Source organism: Salinispora mooreana (assembly GCF_000379065.1).
Classification (GTDB): domain Bacteria; phylum Actinomycetota; class Actinomycetes; order Mycobacteriales; family Micromonosporaceae; genus Micromonospora; species Micromonospora mooreana.
The window spans coordinates 3,239,505-3,259,910 of record NZ_KB900614.1 but is presented as its reverse complement, the minus strand read 5'-3'; the positions used below and the strand labels follow the sequence as shown (position 1 = coordinate 3,259,910).

The following is a 20,406-nucleotide window of genomic DNA, read 5'->3' as shown; positions in this document are numbered from 1 at the left end:
GTGGGAAAGTGGCTTCGCGTATACGAGAACGACGGGCGGCCGGAGCTGTCCTTGGTCTGCCTGCCACACGCAGGGGGAACTGCCTCGATGTTCTCCTCGTGGTACCCGCTGCTGCCCGCCGGCATCGAACTGATCAGCGTGCAGTACCCGGGCCGCCACGACCGGATGACCGAGCGCTACGTCGAGGACGTATCGCTGGTCGCCGACCAGGTCGCGGCGGAGCTGCGTGAGTGGCGCGGCCGGCCGATCGCCCTCTTCGGCCACAGCGTCGGGGCGGCCATCGCGTACGAGGTCGCCATTCGCCTGGAACGGGATCTCGAAAGCAGCCCCCAGCATCTCTTCGTGTCGGGGCGGATGGCGCCGCACCACGGCCACGGCAAGACCGATCAGACGCTCTCCGACGAGGACCTCGTCGCCGAGGTACGACGGTTCGGCGGCCATGGCCTCGAGGCCCTGGAGGTACGTGACCTTTGGCCGGTCATCCTGCCACCGCTGCGGGCGGATCTGCGGATGGCGGACAGGTACCGGCCGGCGAGCCTGAAGCCGCTGCAGATACCGGTGACGGCGTTCGTTGGCGACAGCGATCACATGTGCCCTCCTGCGGAACTGGCCAGCTGGCGCGACGCGACCTCGGTGGAGCTCGACGTCCAGGTGATGCACGGTGGCCACCACTATCTGACCGAGCAGCCGGAGCGGGTGGTCGAGGCGATTGTGCGGCGGCTGTGCCCCACAGTGCCCGGCGCCGGACGACCGGAAGCCCGGTCTCGCGGCCCGTCGGCATCCCTGGCACAGGAGGTCGCTGAGCTCTGGCACGAGCACCTCGACGGACGGGAGGTGGGCGTGGACGACGAATTCTTCGAGCTCGGCGGCAACTCGCTCATCGGGATGCGGATCATCGCGGGGATGGCCGAGAGGTACGGGACCGAGCTGTCCGTCCGCGCCTTCTATCTCGCGCAGACGCCGGCCCGGGTGGCGGAACTGATCGAAGAGGGAAGGGCCGGCTCGTGAGGCTGACCCCGGAAGCCGGCCGGCCGGTCGCGCTCGGCAGCATCGATCTGTTCGACCCGGACCTGTTGGCCTCGGGTGATCCGCACTCCGTCTGGGACGTGATGCGGTCCGAGGCACCGTTGCATCGTCAGGTCCTGCCGGACGGCCGGGTGTTCTGGTCGGTAACCCGTTACGAGGACGTCTGCCGGGTGCTCGGTGACCATCGCGCGTTCACCTCGGAACGCGGCACCGTCTTCACCCAGCTCGGAGCGGACGACATCGCGGCCGGCAAGTTGCTGACCTCCACCGACCCACCGCGGCACACCGAGGTTCGCCGGGCAATCGGCGGGAGGCTGACCGCGCGCGCGGTGGCGCATTGGCAGGACCTCGTCCGGCGGGCGGTCGTTCGCTTTCTCGAACCGGCTCTCGACGGCGGCTGCTGGGACCTGGCGGAGCGAGCCCAGCAGCTTCCTCTGATCATCGCCGGCTCGTTGCTCGGGATCCCCGAATCGGACTGGGAGAAGCTGGTCCAGCTGACTGGCATGGTGACCGCCCCGTCCGATCCGATGTTCGGACTGGGCAGCGAGGCGGCGACGCTCGCCATCGCGCACCACGAGATCTTCGACTACCTGAGCGACCTCGTCCGACGGCGCCGATCGGCCGGGACCGGCGGCGATAGCCTGCTCGACCATCTCATGACCGTACGTGCCGGGGCCGGGCCACTGCCCGACGAGGAGGTCGTGTACGACAGCTACAGCCTGATCCTAGGCGCCAACGCGACAACACCGCACACCCTGTCCGGCATCGTGTTGACGCTTGTGGAATGGCCCGAGCAGTGCGACAAAGTTCGGGCCGACCCGTCGTTGATCCCGTCGATGGTCGAGGAGGGGTTGCGCTGGACCTCGGCGGCGTGCAACTTCATGCGGTACGCCACCGTTGACACCCGGCTCACCGGCGGCACGGTACCCGCTGGGGAGGCCGTCGTCGCCTGGATCGCGTCGGCCAACCGCGACGAATCCCAGTTCACCGATCCGCACACGTTCGATGTGACCCGCGGCGAGAACCGCCATGTCGCGTTCGGGTTCGGGCCGCACTACTGTATCGGCGCCCCGCTGGCCCGGATGACCGCCCGGATTTTTTTCGAGGAGCTGTTCCGGCTGTTCTGGTCCATCGAGATCGACGGCGAGCCGCAGCACCTGAGATCCAACTTCATCGCGGGGATGACCCACCTTCCCGTCGTCACCCGGAAGCGAGCGCAAGTATGACTGCCGGCTCGGCCGTCCGCAGGTCACCGTGGTTTCTCCGGAATCCGTCCCTAGAACGCTCAGCGCGCGTCTTCTGTTTTCCCTACTCCGGTGCCGGGGCCTCCACGTTTCACGCGTGGCCCACGGTGATCGACGACGTCGAGGTCTGTCCCCTTCAGTTCCCCGGCCGCGAGAACCGCATGGGCGAAACTCACTATCGGACGTACGGCAATCTCACCGCCGATCTGATCGAACCGCTGGCACCCCACCTAGATCGGCCGTACGCGTTCTTCGGCCACTGCTCGGGCGCCCTTCAGGCATTCGAGACCGTGCTCGTGCTCGCCGCGGCCGGCCTGCGTACTCCCGAACGCCTGATCGTCTCCGGTCAGGTCGCTCCCCACGACCGCGGACACGACCGGATGCTCACGATGTCGGAGCTCGAGCTCCGCGCCGAACTGGAATCGATGGCTCGCATCCGTGGCATAGAGCTGAGGGCCGACATGCTCGACATGGGCCTGGCGGTGCTCTGCCGTGATCGTGCCGCCCATGCCGAGTATCACCGGCCCGAGCCGGCCGAAGTGCCCTGCCCCATCACCGTGCTGCACTGGCGGGATGATCCCGATGTCGACTACGGCCGGCTCAAGGAGTGGCACCGGTACTCCGACTCGGTCGACATCCATGTCATCGATGGCGGCCGGTACGGCTTTCTCGACGCCCCCGAGGCGCTCACCGCCCTGCTGACCGGGTGGCGTCAGGCATGATCCGGAGGTCTGAACGGTGACGGGGGCCGGTCCGCGGACCGGCCCCCGTCACCGTTCAGGCAGTGCGTCAGGTCGCGCCGACCGAGCGAAACGCGAGAACCGAGTTGTGGCCGCCAAGTCCGAAGGAGTTGGTCAGGGCACCCACGACGCCACCGGAAAGTTCATGGGGCTCACGCGTGACGTCCAAAGCGATCTCGTCGTCGAAGTCGTCGATGTTGATCGTAGGCGGGACGACTCGGTGGTGGAGGGCCAGCACGGTCGCCAGCGCCTCAGCCGCGCCCGCGCCGCCGAGGAGATGACCCATCATCGACTTCGGGGCGGTGACGACGGCGTCGCTCGTGTGATGGCCGAGCGTACGGCGGATGGCGACGGACTCGAGCCGGTCGCCTACCGGTGTCCCGGCCGCGTGCGCATTGATGTGCACGACCTGGTCGGGCGCCAGGCGTGCGTCGGTGAGTGCCCGCCGCATCGCGGCGGCCTGGCCCTCCCCGGTCGGGTCCGGCTGGGCGAAGTCGTAGGAGTCCGCCGAGACGCCTGCACCGGCCAACTCCGCGTACACCCGGGCGCCACGCTGCCGGGCGTGCTCGGCGGATTCCAGCACCATGACGGCCGCGCCTTCGGAGAGCACCAGCCCGTCACGGGTCTTGTCGAACGGCCGGGCGGCGCGCGCCGGTTCGTCGTTGCGGTGCGACAGTGCTCGCATCGCGGCGAAGGACGCCAGGAGGAAGGGGTGAACCGAGGCGTCGCCGCCGCCAGCCACGACCACATCCGCCCACCCCGCGCGGATCAGCTCCGCCCCGCGGCGCAAGGCTTCGCTACCCGTCGCGCAGGCCGCGATCGGGGTCTCCAAGGCGGCCTTGGCGCCGATCTCCAGACCGATCCAGGACGCCGCGCCATCAGCGATGAATCTCGCCACGGTGAAGGGAGAGACCATCCGGGCACCCTTTTCCTTCAGCGTCTCCCATGTTTCAAGGATGCTGAGCAGCCCTCCGCTGCCGGCCGAGACCGACACCGCCAGCCGCTCGCCGGGAACGGCCTGCCCGGTCCCGGCGAGGTGTGCGAGCCCAGAGTCGGTCCACGCCTGCCGTGCCGCGAGCAACAACATCTGCTGGTTCCGGTCCAGCTTCCGGGCAGTGGCCCGGGGCAGTGCCTGCGCGGGATCGACCGGCAGCCGCCCGCCGATCCGGACCGGGAGGTCAGCGAATTCCGGGCTGGTGAGTGCGGTGATGCCGGATTGCCCGGCGAGCAGCCCGGCCCAGGTTGATGCGACATCGCCACCGAGCGGGGTGAGCGCACCCAGCCCGGTGACGACAACCTCCGTGCGCATATCGTCTCCTCGATGTTGTTGGTGTTGGGTCAGAGCTGCTTGGCCTGTGCCTTGTGGATGTAGGCAGCGACCTCATGGATCGTCGAAATATCCGACATGTCAGCATCTGGGATGCGCACGCCGAACACCTCCTCGACAGCGATGATGATCTCGGCCACCGAGAGCGAGTCGATATCAAGATCGGAGGTGAGCGACTTGTCCGGCCGGATCTCCTCGAGAGGGACGCCGGCGACCTTGTTGACGAGGTCCGACAGTTCCGTGTTGAGCTGATCGATGCTGGCCACGACTACTCCTTTGTTGACGGTTTCAATGCCCGGCATCGGTACCGGCGGTCAGGCCGGCCGTCGCCGGTCCGGGTCCGGCGTGCCGGTCGGCGAAGCTCCTCGCCGCGTCGAGCTCGTCGGGAGTGTTCAGCGCGAACGTCTCGACGCCCGGCAGGGCACGTCGTGCGATACCGGTCAGGCTGCCCGCGGGCGGCATCTCCAGCAGGCCGGTCACGCCCATCCGCTGCATCGTCTCCAGGCAGGAGATCCAGTCCACAGGCATGCTGACCTGCTGGGCGATCCGGTCCAACATGGTTCTCCCGTTGCGCACGACCTGGCTGTCCCGGTTGGACAGCATCGCCGTTGCGGGATCACGGGAGAACATCGAGGCGGCGTATCGCCCGAGCTGTTCTGCGACACCGCGCAGCCTCGTCGTGTGGAACGCACCGGCGATTTCCAGGCGGACGATACGTGTCAGGGACGGCGGTTGGTCCTGCAGTCGTTCCAGGTCTGCGACATCGCCGGCGACGACGACCTGCCCAGGCCCGTTGCGGTTGACGATGTCCAGGTTGTTGCGCTGGGCGGCGGCCAACACCTCGGCAGCGTCTCCGCCGAGGATCGCGGCCATGCCGGAATCTCCGTCCGCCGCGAAGTCGGCCATGGCCCGACCCCGCGCACGGGCGAATACCATGGCCTGCTCGTCGTTCAGGATGCCGACGATCGCGGCCATCGTGACCTCGCCCAGGCTGTGCCCTGCTGCCAGCCCGGCCCGTAGTGACAGATCATCCACCGTGGAAAATAACGCCCGTGCCGACAGTAACCCGGAGGCTACGAGCAACGGCTGCGCGACCGCGGTGTCCCGGATAGTGTCCGGTCCCGCCGCCGTGCCGTAGTGTGCAAGGTCAATGCCACAAACCTCAGAAAACCAGAATAGTCGTTCTGCGAATTGTGAATCCTTGAGCCAAGGAGTCAATGCCCCAGGTTTTTGGGCGCCCTGCCCGGGTGCGACTATGGCAAGCACCCCAACAGCATCCCAGGCTCGCCCTGTCTTCAGCAATCGCTGGACTGTCGATACTGTCGGCGAGTGGTGACGCTGTTGTTCGTGAATCCACGCGTCAATTCCGAGGCCCGCTAGAAGGGTGCGACTGATGTTTGTTCCCAGCCCGTATCGTGAACCTGACGGATCCTGGACGGTTGATCTGATGAGGCGCAATCCACTGGCCTTGTTGGTGACGAGCAGCGATAAGACCGATGTCCCCTATGCGACGCATCTGCCGGTGATCTTCGATCCATGCATGCCCGAAGAAGATTATTCCGATCCGGCACGTTTTGTCTTGCTCGGTCACATGAATCGAGCGAACCCGCACTGGAAAGCGTTGGCCACCGGAATGCCGACGCTGGTCGTATTCTCCGGCTCACACGCCTACGTCTCGCCCACCGTCTACGACAAGTCTCCCGCCGCGCCGACGTGGAATTTCACGGCGGCGCATGCGCGCGGGGTACTGGAGAAGATCGAGTCGGCCGAGGAGACGCTCGGGGTGATCGGTTCCACCGTGCGGGCGTTCGAGGCCGACTTCGGCACCGATTGGGACATGACCCAATCGGTCGGCTACTTCCGCAAGATCCTCCCGGGGGTCGGGGCTTTCCGTATCGCGGTGTCGAGCATCGACAGCATGTTCAAGCTTAGCCAGGAACAGCCGCCCGAGGTACGAGATCGGGTGGGCTGCGCCTTCGCCGAGAGCGCATCCACCCGACATCGTGAGGTGGCCGGTCTCATGAACCGGCTGGCCGTGCCGAAGCAGGTCACCGTGTGAGCCATGGCCCTGTCCCGCCGGCGGGACGGAAGCCCGCGGAGCGCGCGCTACCGGTGAGCTATCCCCTGATTCCAGGGTCGTGATCATGGAAGCGCTCCGGTAGCGGGATCCGCGGACACGCTCCAGGATCGGCGACTGGGGCCTACAGTCGCACCGGCAGGCTGGAGAGCATCCGTAGTCCCAGGCTGACGTCGACGTAGTCCACCTCGTCCCGCTCTACCGCGAGCCGAAGGCTGTCCCGGCGCAGCAGGAGGTGGTCCAGCGCGATCTCTCCTTCGAGCCGGGCCAGCGCCGCGCCTGGGCAATAGTGCGGGCCCGCTCCGAAGCTGAGGTGGCCGTCGCCACGGCCCAGGTCACGGCCGGTGTCGAGCTGGCGTGGAGCGGGGAACCTCTCGGGGTCGAAATTGGCCGCCTCGAGGGAGCCGGTGAGCGCCTCTCCCCGTCGGACCGCGACACCGGCGAACTCCATGTCCTCGGTGGCATACCGCGGCGTGGCGATCGGGACGGGATTGGCCAGCCGCATCAGCTCGTCCATGGCACCGGGCAGCTGGCCCGGCTCCGCGCGTAGCCGGGCCAGCTGCTCCGGGTGGTCCAGGAGCACGAGCACGGCGTTGGGAATGAACTGGGCGGTCGAATGGTGTCCGGCGTTGATCAGTAGGAGGGCCATGGCGATGATCTCCGCATCGCTGAGTCGGTCGCCCGCCTCGTCGCCGCTGCGGATCATGGCCGAGATCATGTCATCGGCCGGCTCGGCCCGCCGCCGCTCGATCAGGTCCCTGGTGTAGTTCACCATCGCGCGCCCGCTTACCACCCGCTCGCCGGTCGTGTAGTCGCGCATCCATGCGCCCATCTGGGCCTGATCGGCCCGGTCCACGCCGATGAGCTCACAGATCACCGTGGTAGTCAGCGGAGCGGAGAAATCAGCAATCAGTTCCCCGGAGCCCTTCTCCGCCAGCGACTCGACCAATTCTCCGGCGATCTGATCCACCCTGGGACGCATCGCCCTGATTCGCCGGGCGGAAAATCCGGGAGTCACCAGACGACGAAGCCGGGAGTGGTCTTTGCCGTCGGTGAACATCATGTTCGTCATGTAATCTCGGAACTCGTCCGGCATGCCGGAGGCAGCCATCATCTGATCTACGATCCCTGGGCCGTGATGGCCGGGAACATTCGCTGCGTCCACGACGAACCGCGGATCACTGAGTGCGCTTTTGACGTGTTCGCAGCTCGTGACCAGCCAGACCGGAGGCACGCCAGGAAGGCCCATTCTGATCAGTGGACCAGATCCCCGAAGGCGTTCGTAGGCGCTGACCGGGTCGTTCCAGAATTCCGGATCCATCAGGCTGACAACCGGCTCGGTCATGTTATTTTCCTTTCCTGCGGCCGACATCTTATTTTTGTTTCGCGAAGCTGTGTTCGAAAATTATCAAGTGGCGCTCGCCGGATACAGGGACGGCGGCGGCGGTGCGGCCGGCGAGGTCTCGTGGATCACGTACGACGGCGCCCGCCGTGTCTCGGCGGCGGGACACTCGGGCTTCCGTGCACCACCGCGTATGCGTATACTCATACGTACAATGGATCCTGTGTGGGGGGTGAAGCTCTGATGCCGAACCGCACGATCTACGTGTCCGATGGCGACCTGCCGCTCTACCGGAAGGCTCAGGAACTGGCCGGTGGGAAACTCTCCGCGGCGATCACTACTGCCCTGCGGCGGTACGTCGAGGTGGAGTCGGCTCGCCAGGACGGCTATGAGGAGGTGGTTGTCAAGGTCGGCCGCGGAGCTGGCCGCAAGGTCCGCTTCTTGGGCGTCCTGCTGGGCGAGTGGGGGCGGTCCTCCGAGGGCGGTGTCGAGGTCTACCGGATTTATCGCACACGCGCGGGGCGGTTCGCCGTCCACAGGGACAAGGCGCCGACGGGGTATTGGAAAGGTGGTGCGTCCTCTGACGGGTCGCCCACCGGCGGATGGCGCGACTACCTGGGATACGTCGGCGTCGGCGGCCAGACATGGGCCTTTGTCGAGGGAGAGGCCACCCTCGACGTGACGGACTCGCTCGACGAATTGCGCGAGAAGCTCCCTGCCGAGTTCTCCGCGTACCTGTCCGACATTGATATTGAATCCACAGTAGATGACTGGGATATCTGAGCAGATGACGTCACCAAAACGAGGGGCCATGACAACGACACATACCATCCCGGCGATCGCGGCGGTGGACCTCCGTAAGGCATACGGCGAACATCGAGTACTCGACGGCATCGACCTCCGCGTGGGGCAGGGGACCGTATTTGGCCTGCTGGGGCCCAACGGTTCGGGTAAGACGACCACCGTGCAGATCCTCTCCACCCTTATCACCGCCGACGGCGGTACGATTCATGTCGCTGGTCATGATCTCGCGCGTGATCCTTCCGCGGTCCGGGCCTCGATCGGTGTCACCGGTCAGTTCTCCGCGGTCGACACGCTGCTCACCGGTGAAGAGAACCTGTTGCTGATGGCCAAGCTGCATCACCTGGGACGGGCCGAGCGCCGGCACCGGGCGACCGAACTGCTCGAGCAGTTCGACCTCGTTGACGCTCGTGACAAGTTGGTGGCCACCTATTCCGGCGGCATGAAGCGACGGCTCGATCTGGCGATGACGCTGGTCGGGAACCCGCGACTGATCTTTCTGGATGAGCCGACCGCGGGTCTGGACCCGCGCAGCCGGCGGGCCATGTGGCAGATCGTCCGTGAGCTGGTGGCCGGCGGCGCCACCATCTTCCTGACCACTCAGTACCTCGAAGAGGCGGATGAACTGGCCGACCGGGTGGCGGTGCTCGATCGGGGCAAGCTGGTGGCCGAGGGGACACCTGAGGAGCTCAAGCGGAGCATTCCCGGTAGTCACGTCATTCTCCGCTTCGCCAACGCGCACACGCTCGACATGGCCGCGGGCCTGCTCGGCCAGCCGAAGCGCAACGACGAGACGCTCACTCTTCAGGTGCCGGGCGACGGCAGCGTTCGTGGGCTCAAGGAGCTACTCGACAAGCTTGAGCGGGCTTCGATCGAGGTCGAGGAGCTGACCGGGCACAGCCCTAACCTTGACGATGTCTTTCTCGCTCTCACCGGCCATTACCACGACGGTGCTCGTGCCGAGAGCGAGGAGGAGCTCGCGCGATGACTACCCTGACCCATGCCGTGAGCGATTCGTTGACGATGCTGCAACGCAATCTGAAGCACATGCTACGCAATCCGTCCGTGACCATTCTGACAATCGGAATGCCGATCCTCTTTCTGCTCATGTTTGTCTATGTATTCGGCGATACCCTTGGCAACGGGCTGGGTGGACCGACAGGCGGTCGCGACGAGTACATTGAGTTCGTCACGCCAGGCATCATCATGATGGCCGTCGCGGCGGTGACGCAGGGAACGGCCCTGTCGGTTGCCATGGACATGTCTGAGGGTGTGATCGCCCGCTTCCGGACGATGGCCATCGCTCGCGTGTCGGTCCTGACCGGCCACGTTATCGGCGCGATCTTCCAGACGATTCTCGCGGTGGCGGCGGTGTTCGGCGTCGCCGTGCTCATCGGCTTCCACGCAAACGCCGACGCCGCGGGCTGGCTGGCCCTGGCCGGCTTGATCGTGCTGCTCGCTCTGGCGCTGACCTGGCTGGCCGTGGCGCTCGGCCTCGTGTCCGGAAGTGCCGACACCGCCAGCACCCTGCTCGTACCGCTCATGTTCCTGCCGCTGCTGGGCAGCGGCTTCGTCCCCACCGAGTCCATGCCGTCGGGACTGCGCTGGTTCGCCGAGAATCAGCCCTTCACCCCGATCATCAACACGATTCGCGGGCTGTTGCTCGGCCGCGATGTCGGCAATGACAGCATCCTCGCGGTGGCCTGGTGCCTCGGCATTGCGCTCGCCAGCTATCTCTGGGCTAAGAGGCTGTACAACCGCGACCCCTCACCCCGCTAGCTGTCCACCGGATAGCGACGGATATCACATGCCAGCGTGGGTTCCCGTACCGCGCGGACTGGGCTGTCATGGGGATCCTGAGAATGCGTGCTAACCATCGACGTGGCCTTCGCTGACGCCTCAACGAAGGCCACGTCGGTGTCGTTTCGTCTGTCGGTTGCAGTGTCGACAGAGTTAACGGTTAATGATGCTTGTCGATCTGCAGCGGTGCGGGCGGCAAGATCTCGGTCTGGATGAACCGTTCGATGGGGATCGGTCCCACATATTGCCGGCATGTGCACGGCACATGGTCATGGCCACTCCAGCGGCCCTCGTCGAACCTATCCCGCTCCACCTCAGCTCGGCATGCTCCGCTCGGTGGCTCGTGTTCCTCGAGGCCGTGGCTACAGGAGCACAAAGCAGTAGCCGGAGCCGCCGACCGGGAGCGACGCCGTTGAACGAGGCCGAGGCCGTATCCGGCGCCGAGGAGCGCTGCCCCGGTGAGCAAGCTGATGGGGTCAAACACCTCGTCATAGTATCCGCGATCCCGTTGACCGACCTAACGTGATCTTTGACCTGTGTGGCGTGGCCTGGGGTTGTTCGAGCGATCTATTCCAAGGGATACGGACAGCACATGAAGACGAGGGCGTAAATCGACGTTGCTACACAACGATGACCATGGAGGCCACGTGAACGTCGATCTGGACACCCTCGCCACCGCACTCTATGTCGGTGGATGAGCCACCGCAGGTCGGGGGCTATCCGGTTGTCGCCGGACAGCCCCCGGGAACCTCAGGCTAGCGGGCGGTGTCGGCGCCGTGCCGCGCGCCGCTCAGGGCGACCGCCTCGGCTTCCAGCACTGCCGCCGTCGCCGGCTGGTCGTGCCCCTCCCCGAATCCGGCGGCGTCGGCCTCGGCGGCGAGGGAGCTGTCGTAGTGTGCGTACGACCTGGTCGACAGCCAGAGCTTGAAGATGAGCGCGAGCTCGAACAGCAGCAGCAGTGCGCCGGCCACTATGGACACGGCAAGCACGGCTCCGGTGAGCGGGCCGATGATGAAGACCGCCATGTGGAACTCGATGCCGCTGAAGATGTGCACCCGTACCCGGGAGCGGATGAGTAGGTCGCGGAGGCGGGTGAAACCGGTGAAGCGCGACCGGAACTCCCGCTCCATCACCAGCTCGGGGCGTTGCATGACGGCGACCACGCTGGAATCGGCGCCTTCCAGGTCGGCCTCGTCGTAGTCCGGTGCAACCACGCTCGTCTGGTCCGGCAAGGCATTGATCCGTATTGCCAAGTTCTGCCTCATCTTGCGCTTGACCTTCGCCAGCTGCATGGCGTTGAGGTAGCGGAACATGTCGAGGAAGACGATCCCGCCACCGACGACCAGGAAGGTCACGTCGCCGGTTCGTGCGTACTGCCCGCCCATCAGCGCGATGGTGCAAACCAGGACGCGGACACGGTCAAGGATGTAGTCCAGCCAGGCCCCGAACAGGCTGCCGGTGCCGTTGAGGCGGGCTACCTTGCCGTCCATGCAGTCGACGACGAAGCTCAGGTGGAAGATCACCGCGCCCACGATCAGCCACCCTGGTGTCGCTGCGGCGAAGGCCGCAGCGGAGCCGAGCCCAAGTATGAACGCGGCGACGGAGAGCCGGTTGGGGGTCACCCAGGGGTAGCGGGCGACGAGCCAGACCAGCCTCGACGCGAGCGGATCGACAAGGTAGACGGTCCACCAAGAGTCGCGTTCCTTGTATGTCTTGGCCTGAACTTCCGCAACAGTTACACCGCTGGCCATCATCCCGCCTCCGCGCCGAGCCCGAACTCCGGCAAGAGGCTACCTCAGGTTTGCTTCACAGTTGAAAAATCGTTAACTACTGGTATCTTCCCGTATGCTAGTAGATTCATGTTCCTGTACCGAAATGTGCCTTCCGGCTCCCATCGATGTGGAGGCAGCGGGCAGGCGGGCGAAGCGCCTCCGCGCGGTGATCCGGCCGAAGGTCATCCCCATGCCGGGAATCTCCCTGATCGGGACTTTGGAATGCCCCAGAGGATGGCGGAGAACGCCGGCTTTCAGGCGCTAGCGACGGGGTGTGGAAGCGGCCCCTTACCCTGTCCGATCGATCGGGTGAGTGACTTTCGGTTGTTCACAAGGTGCTAGCATTCCGGCCGTTGGTGCCGCTCAGCGACGCCGGAGCCGCGTCCGGCAGCGCCGCCTTCGCACCGACCGCACGTGCAGGCCGCTGGCCAGACGCCGGAACCGGGGGCGATCAGGTAAGACAGAGCGCAATGGCATGATCGGGTGGTTTTAGGTAGATGGAAAGCGCGGGGGGCTGGGGCCCTTCTCACGGTGTGACGTCGGAATCCCCCGATGTCCTGAGCGACCGAAGTGTGAGCGACGGGGGACTGCTCAGCATCGTCGTGCCCGCCCATGACGTCGAGGCGTTCCTCGCCGAATGCCTCCACTCGATCGCCGGTCAGACCTACCGCAACCTCGAGGTGATCGTTGTCGACGACGGATCGGTCGACGGCACCGGGCTGATCGCAGCGGAGTTCGCCGCCCGGGATCCGCGGTTCCGGGTGATCAAGCAGGATGAGGGTGGGCCGGGAGCGGCCCGTAACACTGGCATCCGAGCGGCTACCGGGACGTATCTCGCCTTCGTCGACGGCGACGACGTGCTTCCTCCGTACGCCTACGCGCTCGCGATCGCCTGCCTCGTCCGCACCGGCTCCGACTTCGTCTGCGGCGGCGTCCGGCAGTTCACATCCCGCGGCGCGACCCGCTCGCCAATGCACGCGAAGATCTTCCCGAAGACGAAGCTGCGTACACACGTGTCGTTGCACCGCGCGCTGCTGAAGGACCGGACGGTCTGGAACAAGGTCTTCCGTCGCCGCTTTTGGGACGAACACGGCCTGACCTTCCCGGAGGGGGTGGTCTTCGAGGACGTGCCGGTGGCGATGCTGGCGCACGCGATGGCCGACACGGTCGACGTGCTCGGCGTGCCGATCTACTACTGGCGGCGCCGTGAGTCCGGCGAGGCATCGATCACCCAGCGGAGGACCGACTGGGCCACGGTCGCCGACCGGCTGCGCGCCGTCGACCGGGTCAGCCGGTTCCTGGCCGACCACGGGCAGAAGGTCATCAAGCGCAGGTACGACGCCAACGCCCTTGTGGACGACCTTGCCCTCGTGCTGCGGGCGCTCCCCGACGCCGACGACGACTTCCGCGAGGCATTCGTCGATCGGAGCAACGACTTCCTCGACCGGGTTGACCCCAAGGTGTTGAGAAGTCTGCCTGCGAAGTACCGAGTGCAGTGGCACCTGGTACGGAAACGGATGATCCCGGAACTGGTCGAGGTCGCCCTGGCGACCCGCGGAGGGCTTGCGGTTCCGTCCGTGATGCGGGGTCTGCGACGCTACGCCGCGTTGCCCTACCTGGACGATCCGCAGGCCGCGCTTCCCCGCGAGCTCTATCAGCTGCCCGACCCGGCGGTGCAGAGCAAGCTACACGATCTCACCTGGCACGACGGCCGGCTCGTGCTGCGCGGGCATGCGTACGTCGACGGGATCGCGTCCCCGCGCCCCTGGAGTTCAGCACGGCTGCTCTGGTTGCGCGAGAAGCAGACGCGCCGGGCGGTGATGCTCTCCGCCCGTCCGCGCCGGTGTCCCGACGCCACGATTGACTCTACGCACGGTGACAGCAGCTACGAGTGGTCGGGCTTCGAGGCCGTGGTCGACCCGGCGTCGTTGAAAGAAGACGGCGAATGGGTTGAGGGTGTCTGGCGATTGACCGTGGGTGTCGTCAGCCGGGCCGGCCTGCGCAAGTCTCAAGTCAAGTTGGACGGTGAGCCCGTCTCCGCCTGGCTCGCCCCGCGGTACCTCGACGACGACGTGCGGCTTGTGCCACTCGCCAACAGCAAGGGCGTCTCGCTCCAGGTAGAGCGGGTGCGGGCCCGGATCACGTCGTGCGAACTCATCGACGAGGCGCTGCACATCACCGGTGGGATCCGTGGCCCGTCCCCGGTCGCCGGCCGAATCCAGCTCAGCCGCGCCGCCGGCGTGCCCGAGCATTGGGTGCCGGCAACGTTCGGCGAGCAGTCCGGCAAATGGACGTCGTTCCGCGCCGTCATACCGCTGGCCACCCTGTTCCCGGGCGCGGACGCCCCGGCCTGGACGCCCCCACCCGGCGCCGCGATGGACCGCTGGAGGGTGGAGATCGCCCTCTACAGCGGCGGAGCACAGGTCGTCCAGCTCATCGCGAACGACGACCTGCGCCAGGCTCGTACGCGCTACCGTGGCCGGGACGTCTATCTGCGTGCCACTGCCGCCGGCTACGTCTGGTTGTGTGCCCGGGCCGCTGCACCGGTCGTTACTGAGCTGACCTGGACCGGCCAGGGAACCCTTGTGCTGACCGGTGACCACGACCGTACGATCGGCGAGCCGGAGTTCACGCTCCGGTTGCGCGACACCGGTGAGTCCCGTGTCCTCCCCGCCACCTGGGATGGCGACTGCTGGCGGGTTGAGTTCGCGCCGCGGGCGCTGCCGCTGTTCGACGGCACCGTCGAACTGCGGCCGGGGCCGTGGGACCTACTGTGCCGGCTCGCCGCCGATGGGTCGCTCGCGTTCACCAATCTCACCTTTGCGGAGTCGGTGCTTCGACGGCTGCCCGCAGCGACGGAGATCAACGGTCGTACCTTCGCCGTCGAGGCAACTGGAGCGGAGAGCGCCAAGTTGCGCGCCGGCTCGGTCCTGCTTCCGGACGAGCGGGGGGCGTTCCACCGCAAGCAGCTCCGCGAGGCCTACCGGGCGGCGCGCCTCCGCCCGCGGCGGGACGCCGTGTTGTTCGACAGCTTCAGCGGACGGCAGTACTCCGACAGCCCGCGGGCGGTGTACGAGGAGATGGTCGAGCGGGGGGTGGGCCCGGCAGAGCGTCTCTGGGTCGTGCGGGAGGGCCAGTGCAGCGTGCCGCCGACCGCTCGTGCGGTCCGACATGGCGGGCGTGATTGGTACGAGGCGCTGGCCTCCTGTCGGTACATCGTCACCAACACCCATCTGCCCGACTGGTTCGAACGAGCCTCCGAGCAGACGGTCGCGCAGCTGTGGCACGGCACGCCGCTGAAGCGAATTGCGTTCGACGTCACTGACATCCGGCACGCAGATGGCAAGTACCTGAGCCGGCTGGAGAAGGAGGTGCCGAACTGGTCGTTTCTCGTTTCGCCCAACCGGTTCAGCACCCCAATTCTACAGCGGGCATTCCGGTACGAAGGCGAGATCCTGGATGCCGGCTACCCCCGCAACGACGTGCTCTACCACCGTCGCGACGCGGTTGCCGCCGCCGTCCGGCGGCGGTTGGGCCTGCCGGCCGGAAAGAAGGTCGTCCTCTACGCGCCGACCTGGCGCGACGACCAGTTCCACGCCATGGGCCGGTCCAAGATGACCCTGATGCTGGACGTGGCCGAAGCTCGCCGGAAGCTCGGGGACGACCATGTCCTGCTGATCCGGCGGCACCCGAACATGGTTGACGAGATCCCGGGCGCCGGCGATGGCTTCGTGTGGGACGTGTCCCGGTACCCGGACGTCGCGGACCTGCTGGCCCTGGCGGACGTGCTGGTCACCGACTACTCGTCCCTGATGTTCGACTACGCGAACACGCGCCGGCCGATGCTGTTCTTCACCTACGACCTCGAGCACTACCGGGGGGACCGGCTGCGCGGCTTCTACTTCGACTTCGAATCCGACGCGCCCGGACCCCTGGTCGGTACCTCTTCCGAGTTGATCGACGCAATTCTTCGCGTCGATGTGGAATCCCGTCAGTACCAGGAGCGTTACGACGCCTTCGTCGCACGCTTCTGCGACCTGGACGACGGCAAAGCAACCTCGCGGGTCATCGAACGGCTGCTGGGCTGAGCGAGGCCGGCGGTGGCGGCGCGAGCCGGCTTCGCTGCTCGGTCAGTTTCGATGTACCCGTGTTTGGGTCGCCTATGGCCAGGAAGTTGCGGATGTTCTTCCGGTGTGCGTCGAGCGACAACTCCAGGGCTGGACGCACACACCGAAGCCGTAGCCGGGGTGTGTGGTAGCTGCATCGGATCGCCACCCCGGGCCGACCTCGTCGCGCCACCAGGCGTAGGAGCGGGTGCCCCGGGCCAGGCCGTGCCCGCCAGTCGCTGGTGACTCTACTCGTGGTGGGCCTACCTGGGCCGCGCTGTGGCCCACGCAGCTTGCGCAGCACCACGTCGCGGTGGAAGTCGAGGAAGGATTCGAGCACCGCGCGCTCACTGCCCGTGCGGATGCACAAGACCAACAGTGGGATCGATGTTCCTCGTAACCATGCCCGGGATCTTAGTCCACTGTTGGTGATTTCCCGCCCCGAGTCACGTCGCTGGGACGGGCTCGAATCGTCCGACACGTCGCGACAGCCGATATCCGTGAGTGCCCCACTCCCCGGTCGTGGGGCTGTCGCGAGCGTCCCTTCGGGCGTAAGCGGTCAGGGTCGGGTCTCGGCTGGGTGAGAACCCGCCCCTGACCGGAGTGATCAGGCGATGAAGTCTCGGACCTTGGTGTAGTTACTGGGGTCGTCGTTCATGTCGGTGTGCCCCTTGCACCCCACGGAGGTGTTCACCGCGCCGTCGAGCTTCGCCGAACTGTCGGGGTTGATCAGTGCGTCACACGTCGACCACAGGGTGGCGTAGTTTACGTTCCCGGGGGTTTCGTCGCCGGAGTTCAGGGAGTCGAGGAAGCTGCTGCCCCGAATCATTTCCCGGCACGATACGTAGAAGGAGCAGAACAAGGAGACGTCCGTTCCGTGGTTTACCCCGGCCACGGAGACAAAGTCATCCACGGTTTCGGTCCCGCCGCCGTTCTTCAGGTACCAGCGGGAGCTCAGCGTTCCCATCGAGTGGGCGACGATATCAACCTTGGTGGCGCCGCTCGCGTCGAGCACCTCCTGCACCTTGGCGATGAGCTTCGAGCCGGTGGTCGCGTTGGACTTCTTCCAGTCGTAGGACCAGTTGTATAGCTCGGAGTCCTGGTAGCCGTCCGCCTTGAACTTGCTGATCCAGGCGTTCCAGGTGCTGGCGGAGCTGCTCAGGCCGTGGACGAAGAGGACGGGATTGCGGACTGCGGCCTGCGCGGCCGACGGCGCGACCAGTGTCACCGTCGCCACCAGGGCGGCGGCGACGAGGGTGCGGACGAAGCGTCTCATGGGGGTCTCTTTCGATCCGGGCAGGTCCAGAACCTCGGACCTGGCGGTGGTGGGTGGGAGATTATTCAGTCATAATCGTCAATGTGACATGAAGGTGACTGGGGTGCTAGTGGCGTTATGTTTCGATCAGATAACACCCATCAGGGCCCGGTGATGATGCCGGTCAGGGCAGGGGTGAATGCTCTTGGCGTAGCTTCGTCGACCCGGCGTTGACCGACCAGGCGGCAACCCACTGGGTGGATGTTTGCGGCCTGGTCCGGTCCGCCAGGTGGTGCCAGTCCATTCGGCGCGAGGCCCTGGGCACCGCCCGCCGTAGCCGTGTCCGTCCAGCTCGGTCCAGCGCACGTGCGGATTGGTCGCGCGGATCAGACTCGCACCGAGGCGAGACTGCGGCGGTAGGCCCCAAATGGGTGAGGGGGCTCGCCCGCTGGGTGAAAAGTCCCGCTTGGTTCCTAATGTGATAGCGCGCCCTCGCGGGTGGGGCCGGGCGGGGTGAAGGGCGATGTACGCAGGGGCGGCGGGTATGGCGCTGGTCGCCGTGGTGGTCGTGGCGAGCTGCTACCTGCTGCACCAGGTGGTGGCGATCGCCCGAACGCCGCTGCTGGTTTCGCCGTTTCAGTCGGGCTGGCGTCCGGAGGAGCACGCCCTGTCTCGGTACCACGTCCGTTGGTACCTGGTGACGGTGCTGTTTCTGGCGTTCGACGTGGAGATGCTCTTCATGTATCCGTGGGCGGTGGTCGTCGCCGACCTGGGTGCCACCGCCGTGGTGGAGATGTTCGTCTTCCTGGCGGGTGTGCTCGTCGCGGTGGTGTGGGCTTGGCGGGAAGGCGCGCTGCGATGGGTGTGAGCGGTGCGCTGGCGCGGCTCGCCCTCCGGCACGCCCATCTGCTGGTCATCGAGGTGCCCGGGTACTGGCTGACTCGGGTCGCCGTCGAGCGGCTCGCGGGCGTCCGGGGGTGGCGGCTGGCGGTGTCACCGGCGGACGCCGACATCCTGGTGGTGTGTGGATCGCCCGGACCGGAGCTGGCGCTGGTGGTGGCGAGCCTGTGGGAACAGCTACCCGGGCCGCGGGCCCGGATCGATGTCACCACACCGGATCTGGTGGCCGCCGGCCTGGACCAGGCGGCGGCCATGCTGCGGGATACGCCAGGCCAGCGGCGGGACAGTACCGCCCGCGATGGGCGGGGGTTTGACGATGCTGCGGGCGGGGACATTGCCCTGGCGCACGGCAGCGCGGATCGCGATGGGCTGGAGATGGACGTGCTGCACGTGCGACTCGGCCCGGTGCTGCCGGAGTGGCCAGCCGGCCTGGTCCTCCGCGCTCACCTGCACGGCGATCTCATTGCCGAGGCGCAGGCGGGTGTCATTGACGCTGGGCACGGGCCTGCCGGCGGTGCGCACGTAGCCGGTGGTGACCCATCCGACGAGGTCAGGCCGGCAGTCGCCGGAGAGGTCGCCGCCCGGCGGTGCGACAACGCGGCCCGGCTGCTGGCGTTGGCGGGCTGGCCGGACGCGGCCGGGGGGGCCCGCGCCATCCGTGATCGACTCTTGACCGGCGAGCGGTCGGCGGCGACCGCGGAGTTGGCGCGGCTACGGCGCCGGGTACGCCGCTCGTGGCTGCTGCGCTGGTCGCTGCGGAGAGTGGGGCCACTGCCGCCCGACGAACTGGCTCGGTTGGGGCTCGCCCCGGATCTCACCGGCGACGTGTGGGACCGACTCAACGGCATGCTCGGCCGGGCGGCAGTCGCGGTCGGTGGTCCCGCCGGTGTGGTGGACGGTGGTCCCGCCGGTGTGGTGGACGGTGGTCCTGCCGGTGTGGCGGTCGGTGGTCCCGTCGACGTCGTGGTCGGCGGGCCGGTCACATCGCCGGCGGCGGTCGCCAGCGTGGTGTCCGGGTGGGACGTGGCCACCGCCCGGCTCATTGTGGCCAGCCTCGATATTACTGCGCTGGATGTGGTTACCGATGGCTGAAGTGCCGGCAGCCGTCTCCGGTGGCTGGGCGCCGGTCGCGGCGGTGCTGCTGGGGGCGCTCGCGGTCGCCGCGGCGCTGCTCGACGGCGCCCTGGCCGGGCGGGCGGCCGGTGTCCGGTCCGGGATGGGGCGGCCGGTGGGTGAGGTGGCGCGGTTGCTTCGGCAGCGCCGGCGAACCACCGTCGCCGCGGACCGGTTGCTGTGGCGGATCGGCGGCGCGGGGTTACTCGGGATGGCGCTGATGATCATCACGGTGGTGCCGCTCGGGCGGTGGACCCTGTTCGACCTGGACGTCGGGGTGGTGTGGGTAAACGCGCTCGATGTCCTGGCGTGGGCGTTCGTGTGGCTGACCGGGTGGGGCGCCAACTCCGCGTACGCGCTGGTTGGCGGCTATCGGTTCCTCGCGCACGGATTGGCGTACGAGTTGCCGCTGATGTTCGCGCTGGTGGCGCCGGCGGTTGCGGCGTCCAGTCTGCGGGTGGGAGAGGTCGCCGCCGCGCAGCAGGGGTTGTGGTTCGTGGTGTGGATGCCGGTGGCCTTCGTCGTCTACTGCCTCGGCGTGGTGGCGATCGCGGTGTGGGGGCCCTTCTCGCCGGCGCTCGGTCGCGACGTGGCGGGTGGGGTGACGGCGGAGCTCTCCGGTGTGGACCGGCTGTTGTTTCTGGCCGGGCGGTACGCGCTGCTGGCGGCGGGCGCCGCCTTCGCCGTACCGATGTTTCTCGGTGGTGGGGCCGGGCCGCTGCTGCCGGCCTGGGCCTGGGTGCTGGTGAAGGCCACGGTACTGCTGGCGGGGTTGGTGTGGCTGCGCCGTCGGGCGCCCGCGCTGCGTCCGGACGTGTTCATGGAGGTGGGCTGGCTGGTGCTGCTGCCGGCGGTGCTGCTGCAGGACCTCCTCGTCGCCGTCGTCGTGATCGGGGGCTGAGG

The 20,406-nt window shown here is 67.1% G+C and carries 17 protein-coding genes and 2 pseudogenes; 11 read left to right on the top strand and 8 right to left on the bottom strand.

Going from position 1 to position 20,406, the window contains the following annotated elements; genetic code table 11:
• Genes SALPAC6_RS26075 through SALPAC6_RS0115500 form a run of 3 tightly spaced genes read left to right on the top strand, consistent with a single transcriptional unit; the run spans position 1 to position 2,992 of the window.
• Complete coding sequence (locus SALPAC6_RS26075) at positions 1-1,008, top strand: alpha/beta fold hydrolase (protein ID WP_223874251.1); 1,008 nt, start codon at positions 1-3, stop codon at positions 1,006-1,008.
• On the top strand, positions 1,005-2,252 hold the full coding sequence (locus SALPAC6_RS0115505; protein ID WP_018254308.1) for a cytochrome P450: 1,248 nt from the start codon (positions 1,005-1,007) through the stop codon (positions 2,250-2,252). The genes SALPAC6_RS26075 and SALPAC6_RS0115505 overlap by 4 nt, the downstream gene beginning before the upstream one ends.
• Positions 2,249-2,992: a thioesterase II family protein gene (locus SALPAC6_RS0115500; protein WP_026189712.1), complete on the top strand. Its 744-nt coding sequence runs from the start codon at positions 2,249-2,251 to the stop codon at positions 2,990-2,992. Before SALPAC6_RS0115505 ends, SALPAC6_RS0115500 begins: the two co-directional genes overlap by 4 nt.
• Before the next feature lie 67 nt (positions 2,993-3,059).
• Here SALPAC6_RS0115500 and SALPAC6_RS0115495 read toward each other — a convergent pair whose 3' ends face one another.
• The 3 genes from SALPAC6_RS0115495 to SALPAC6_RS26070 are packed head-to-tail and all read right to left on the bottom strand — an operon-like array spanning position 3,060 to position 5,603.
• Positions 3,060-4,319, bottom strand: coding sequence for a beta-ketoacyl-[acyl-carrier-protein] synthase family protein (locus SALPAC6_RS0115495; RefSeq protein ID WP_018254306.1), 1,260 nt, complete (start codon positions 4,317-4,319; stop codon positions 3,060-3,062).
• A gap of 29 nt (positions 4,320-4,348) precedes the next feature.
• Entirely contained in the window at positions 4,349-4,603 is a 255-nt protein-coding gene (locus SALPAC6_RS0115490) for an acyl carrier protein (RefSeq protein ID WP_018254305.1), read from the bottom strand.
• Positions 4,604-4,625: 22 nt separating this feature from the next.
• Positions 4,626-5,603: an ACP S-malonyltransferase gene (locus SALPAC6_RS26070; RefSeq protein WP_050563449.1), complete on the bottom strand. Its 978-nt coding sequence runs from the start codon at positions 5,601-5,603 to the stop codon at positions 4,626-4,628.
• A 127-nt stretch (positions 5,604-5,730) separates the two neighbouring features.
• Here SALPAC6_RS26070 and SALPAC6_RS26065 point away from each other — a divergent pair, with 127 nt between their 5' ends.
• Complete coding sequence (locus tag SALPAC6_RS26065) at positions 5,731-6,396, top strand: FMN-binding negative transcriptional regulator (RefSeq protein WP_027661643.1); 666 nt, start codon at positions 5,731-5,733, stop codon at positions 6,394-6,396.
• A gap of 142 nt (positions 6,397-6,538) precedes the next feature.
• Here the strand turns inward: SALPAC6_RS26065 and SALPAC6_RS0115475 are convergent, their stop codons facing one another.
• Positions 6,539-7,759, bottom strand: a complete 1,221-nt coding sequence (locus SALPAC6_RS0115475) for a cytochrome P450 family protein (protein ID WP_018254302.1) — start codon at positions 7,757-7,759, stop codon at positions 6,539-6,541.
• A gap of 240 nt (positions 7,760-7,999) precedes the next feature.
• On the opposite strand from SALPAC6_RS0115475, the gene SALPAC6_RS0115470 reads away from it, so the two are divergent.
• Genes SALPAC6_RS0115470 through SALPAC6_RS0115460 form a run of 3 tightly spaced genes read left to right on the top strand, consistent with a single transcriptional unit; the run spans position 8,000 to position 10,336 of the window.
• Positions 8,000-8,539, top strand: coding sequence for an EXLDI protein (locus tag SALPAC6_RS0115470; RefSeq protein ID WP_018254301.1), 540 nt, complete (start codon positions 8,000-8,002; stop codon positions 8,537-8,539).
• A 28-nt stretch (positions 8,540-8,567) separates the two neighbouring features.
• Entirely contained in the window at positions 8,568-9,545 is a 978-nt protein-coding gene (locus SALPAC6_RS0115465) for a daunorubicin resistance protein DrrA family ABC transporter ATP-binding protein (RefSeq protein WP_018254300.1), read from the top strand.
• Positions 9,542-10,336, top strand: a complete 795-nt coding sequence (locus tag SALPAC6_RS0115460; RefSeq protein WP_018254299.1) for an ABC transporter permease — start codon at positions 9,542-9,544, stop codon at positions 10,334-10,336. The genes SALPAC6_RS0115465 and SALPAC6_RS0115460 overlap by 4 nt, the downstream gene beginning before the upstream one ends.
• A gap of 776 nt (positions 10,337-11,112) precedes the next feature.
• On the opposite strand, the gene SALPAC6_RS0115450 is transcribed toward SALPAC6_RS0115460, so the two are convergent.
• Positions 11,113-12,111: a CDP-alcohol phosphatidyltransferase family protein gene (locus SALPAC6_RS0115450; protein ID WP_018254298.1), complete on the bottom strand. Its 999-nt coding sequence runs from the start codon at positions 12,109-12,111 to the stop codon at positions 11,113-11,115.
• A gap of 590 nt (positions 12,112-12,701) precedes the next feature.
• Here SALPAC6_RS0115450 and SALPAC6_RS0115445 point away from each other — a divergent pair.
• Positions 12,702-16,217: a bifunctional glycosyltransferase/CDP-glycerol:glycerophosphate glycerophosphotransferase gene (locus SALPAC6_RS0115445; protein WP_018254297.1), complete on the top strand. Its 3,516-nt coding sequence runs from the start codon at positions 12,702-12,704 to the stop codon at positions 16,215-16,217.
• 301 nt (positions 16,218-16,518) lie between these two features.
• Here the strand turns inward: SALPAC6_RS0115445 and SALPAC6_RS31405 are convergent.
• The 3 genes and pseudogenes from SALPAC6_RS31405 to SALPAC6_RS27875 all read right to left on the bottom strand — a co-directional run.
• Positions 16,519-16,639 (bottom strand): annotated as a pseudogene (locus SALPAC6_RS31405) (DinB family protein); the annotation flags it as partial.
• 203 nt (positions 16,640-16,842) lie between these two features.
• Positions 16,843-17,511, bottom strand: coding sequence for an esterase/lipase family protein (locus tag SALPAC6_RS0115440; RefSeq protein ID WP_018254296.1), 669 nt, complete (start codon positions 17,509-17,511; stop codon positions 16,843-16,845).
• Between the two features lie 163 nt (positions 17,512-17,674).
• Positions 17,675-17,898 (bottom strand): annotated as a pseudogene (locus tag SALPAC6_RS27875) (alkaline phosphatase D family protein); the annotation flags it as partial.
• 136 nt (positions 17,899-18,034) lie between these two features.
• On the opposite strand from SALPAC6_RS27875, the gene SALPAC6_RS0115435 reads away from it, so the two are divergent.
• The 3 genes from SALPAC6_RS0115435 to SALPAC6_RS0115425 are packed head-to-tail and all read left to right on the top strand — an operon-like array spanning position 18,035 to position 20,404.
• Positions 18,035-18,358, top strand: a complete 324-nt coding sequence (locus tag SALPAC6_RS0115435) for an NADH-quinone oxidoreductase subunit A (RefSeq protein WP_018254295.1) — start codon at positions 18,035-18,037, stop codon at positions 18,356-18,358.
• Positions 18,349-19,482, top strand: a complete 1,134-nt coding sequence (locus tag SALPAC6_RS0115430; protein WP_018254294.1) for a hypothetical protein — start codon at positions 18,349-18,351, stop codon at positions 19,480-19,482. Before SALPAC6_RS0115435 ends, SALPAC6_RS0115430 begins: the two co-directional genes overlap by 10 nt.
• Positions 19,475-20,404, top strand: a complete 930-nt coding sequence (locus SALPAC6_RS0115425; RefSeq protein ID WP_018254293.1) for a complex I subunit 1 family protein — start codon at positions 19,475-19,477, stop codon at positions 20,402-20,404. Before SALPAC6_RS0115430 ends, SALPAC6_RS0115425 begins: the two co-directional genes overlap by 8 nt.
• Positions 20,405-20,406 lie beyond the last annotated feature (2 nt).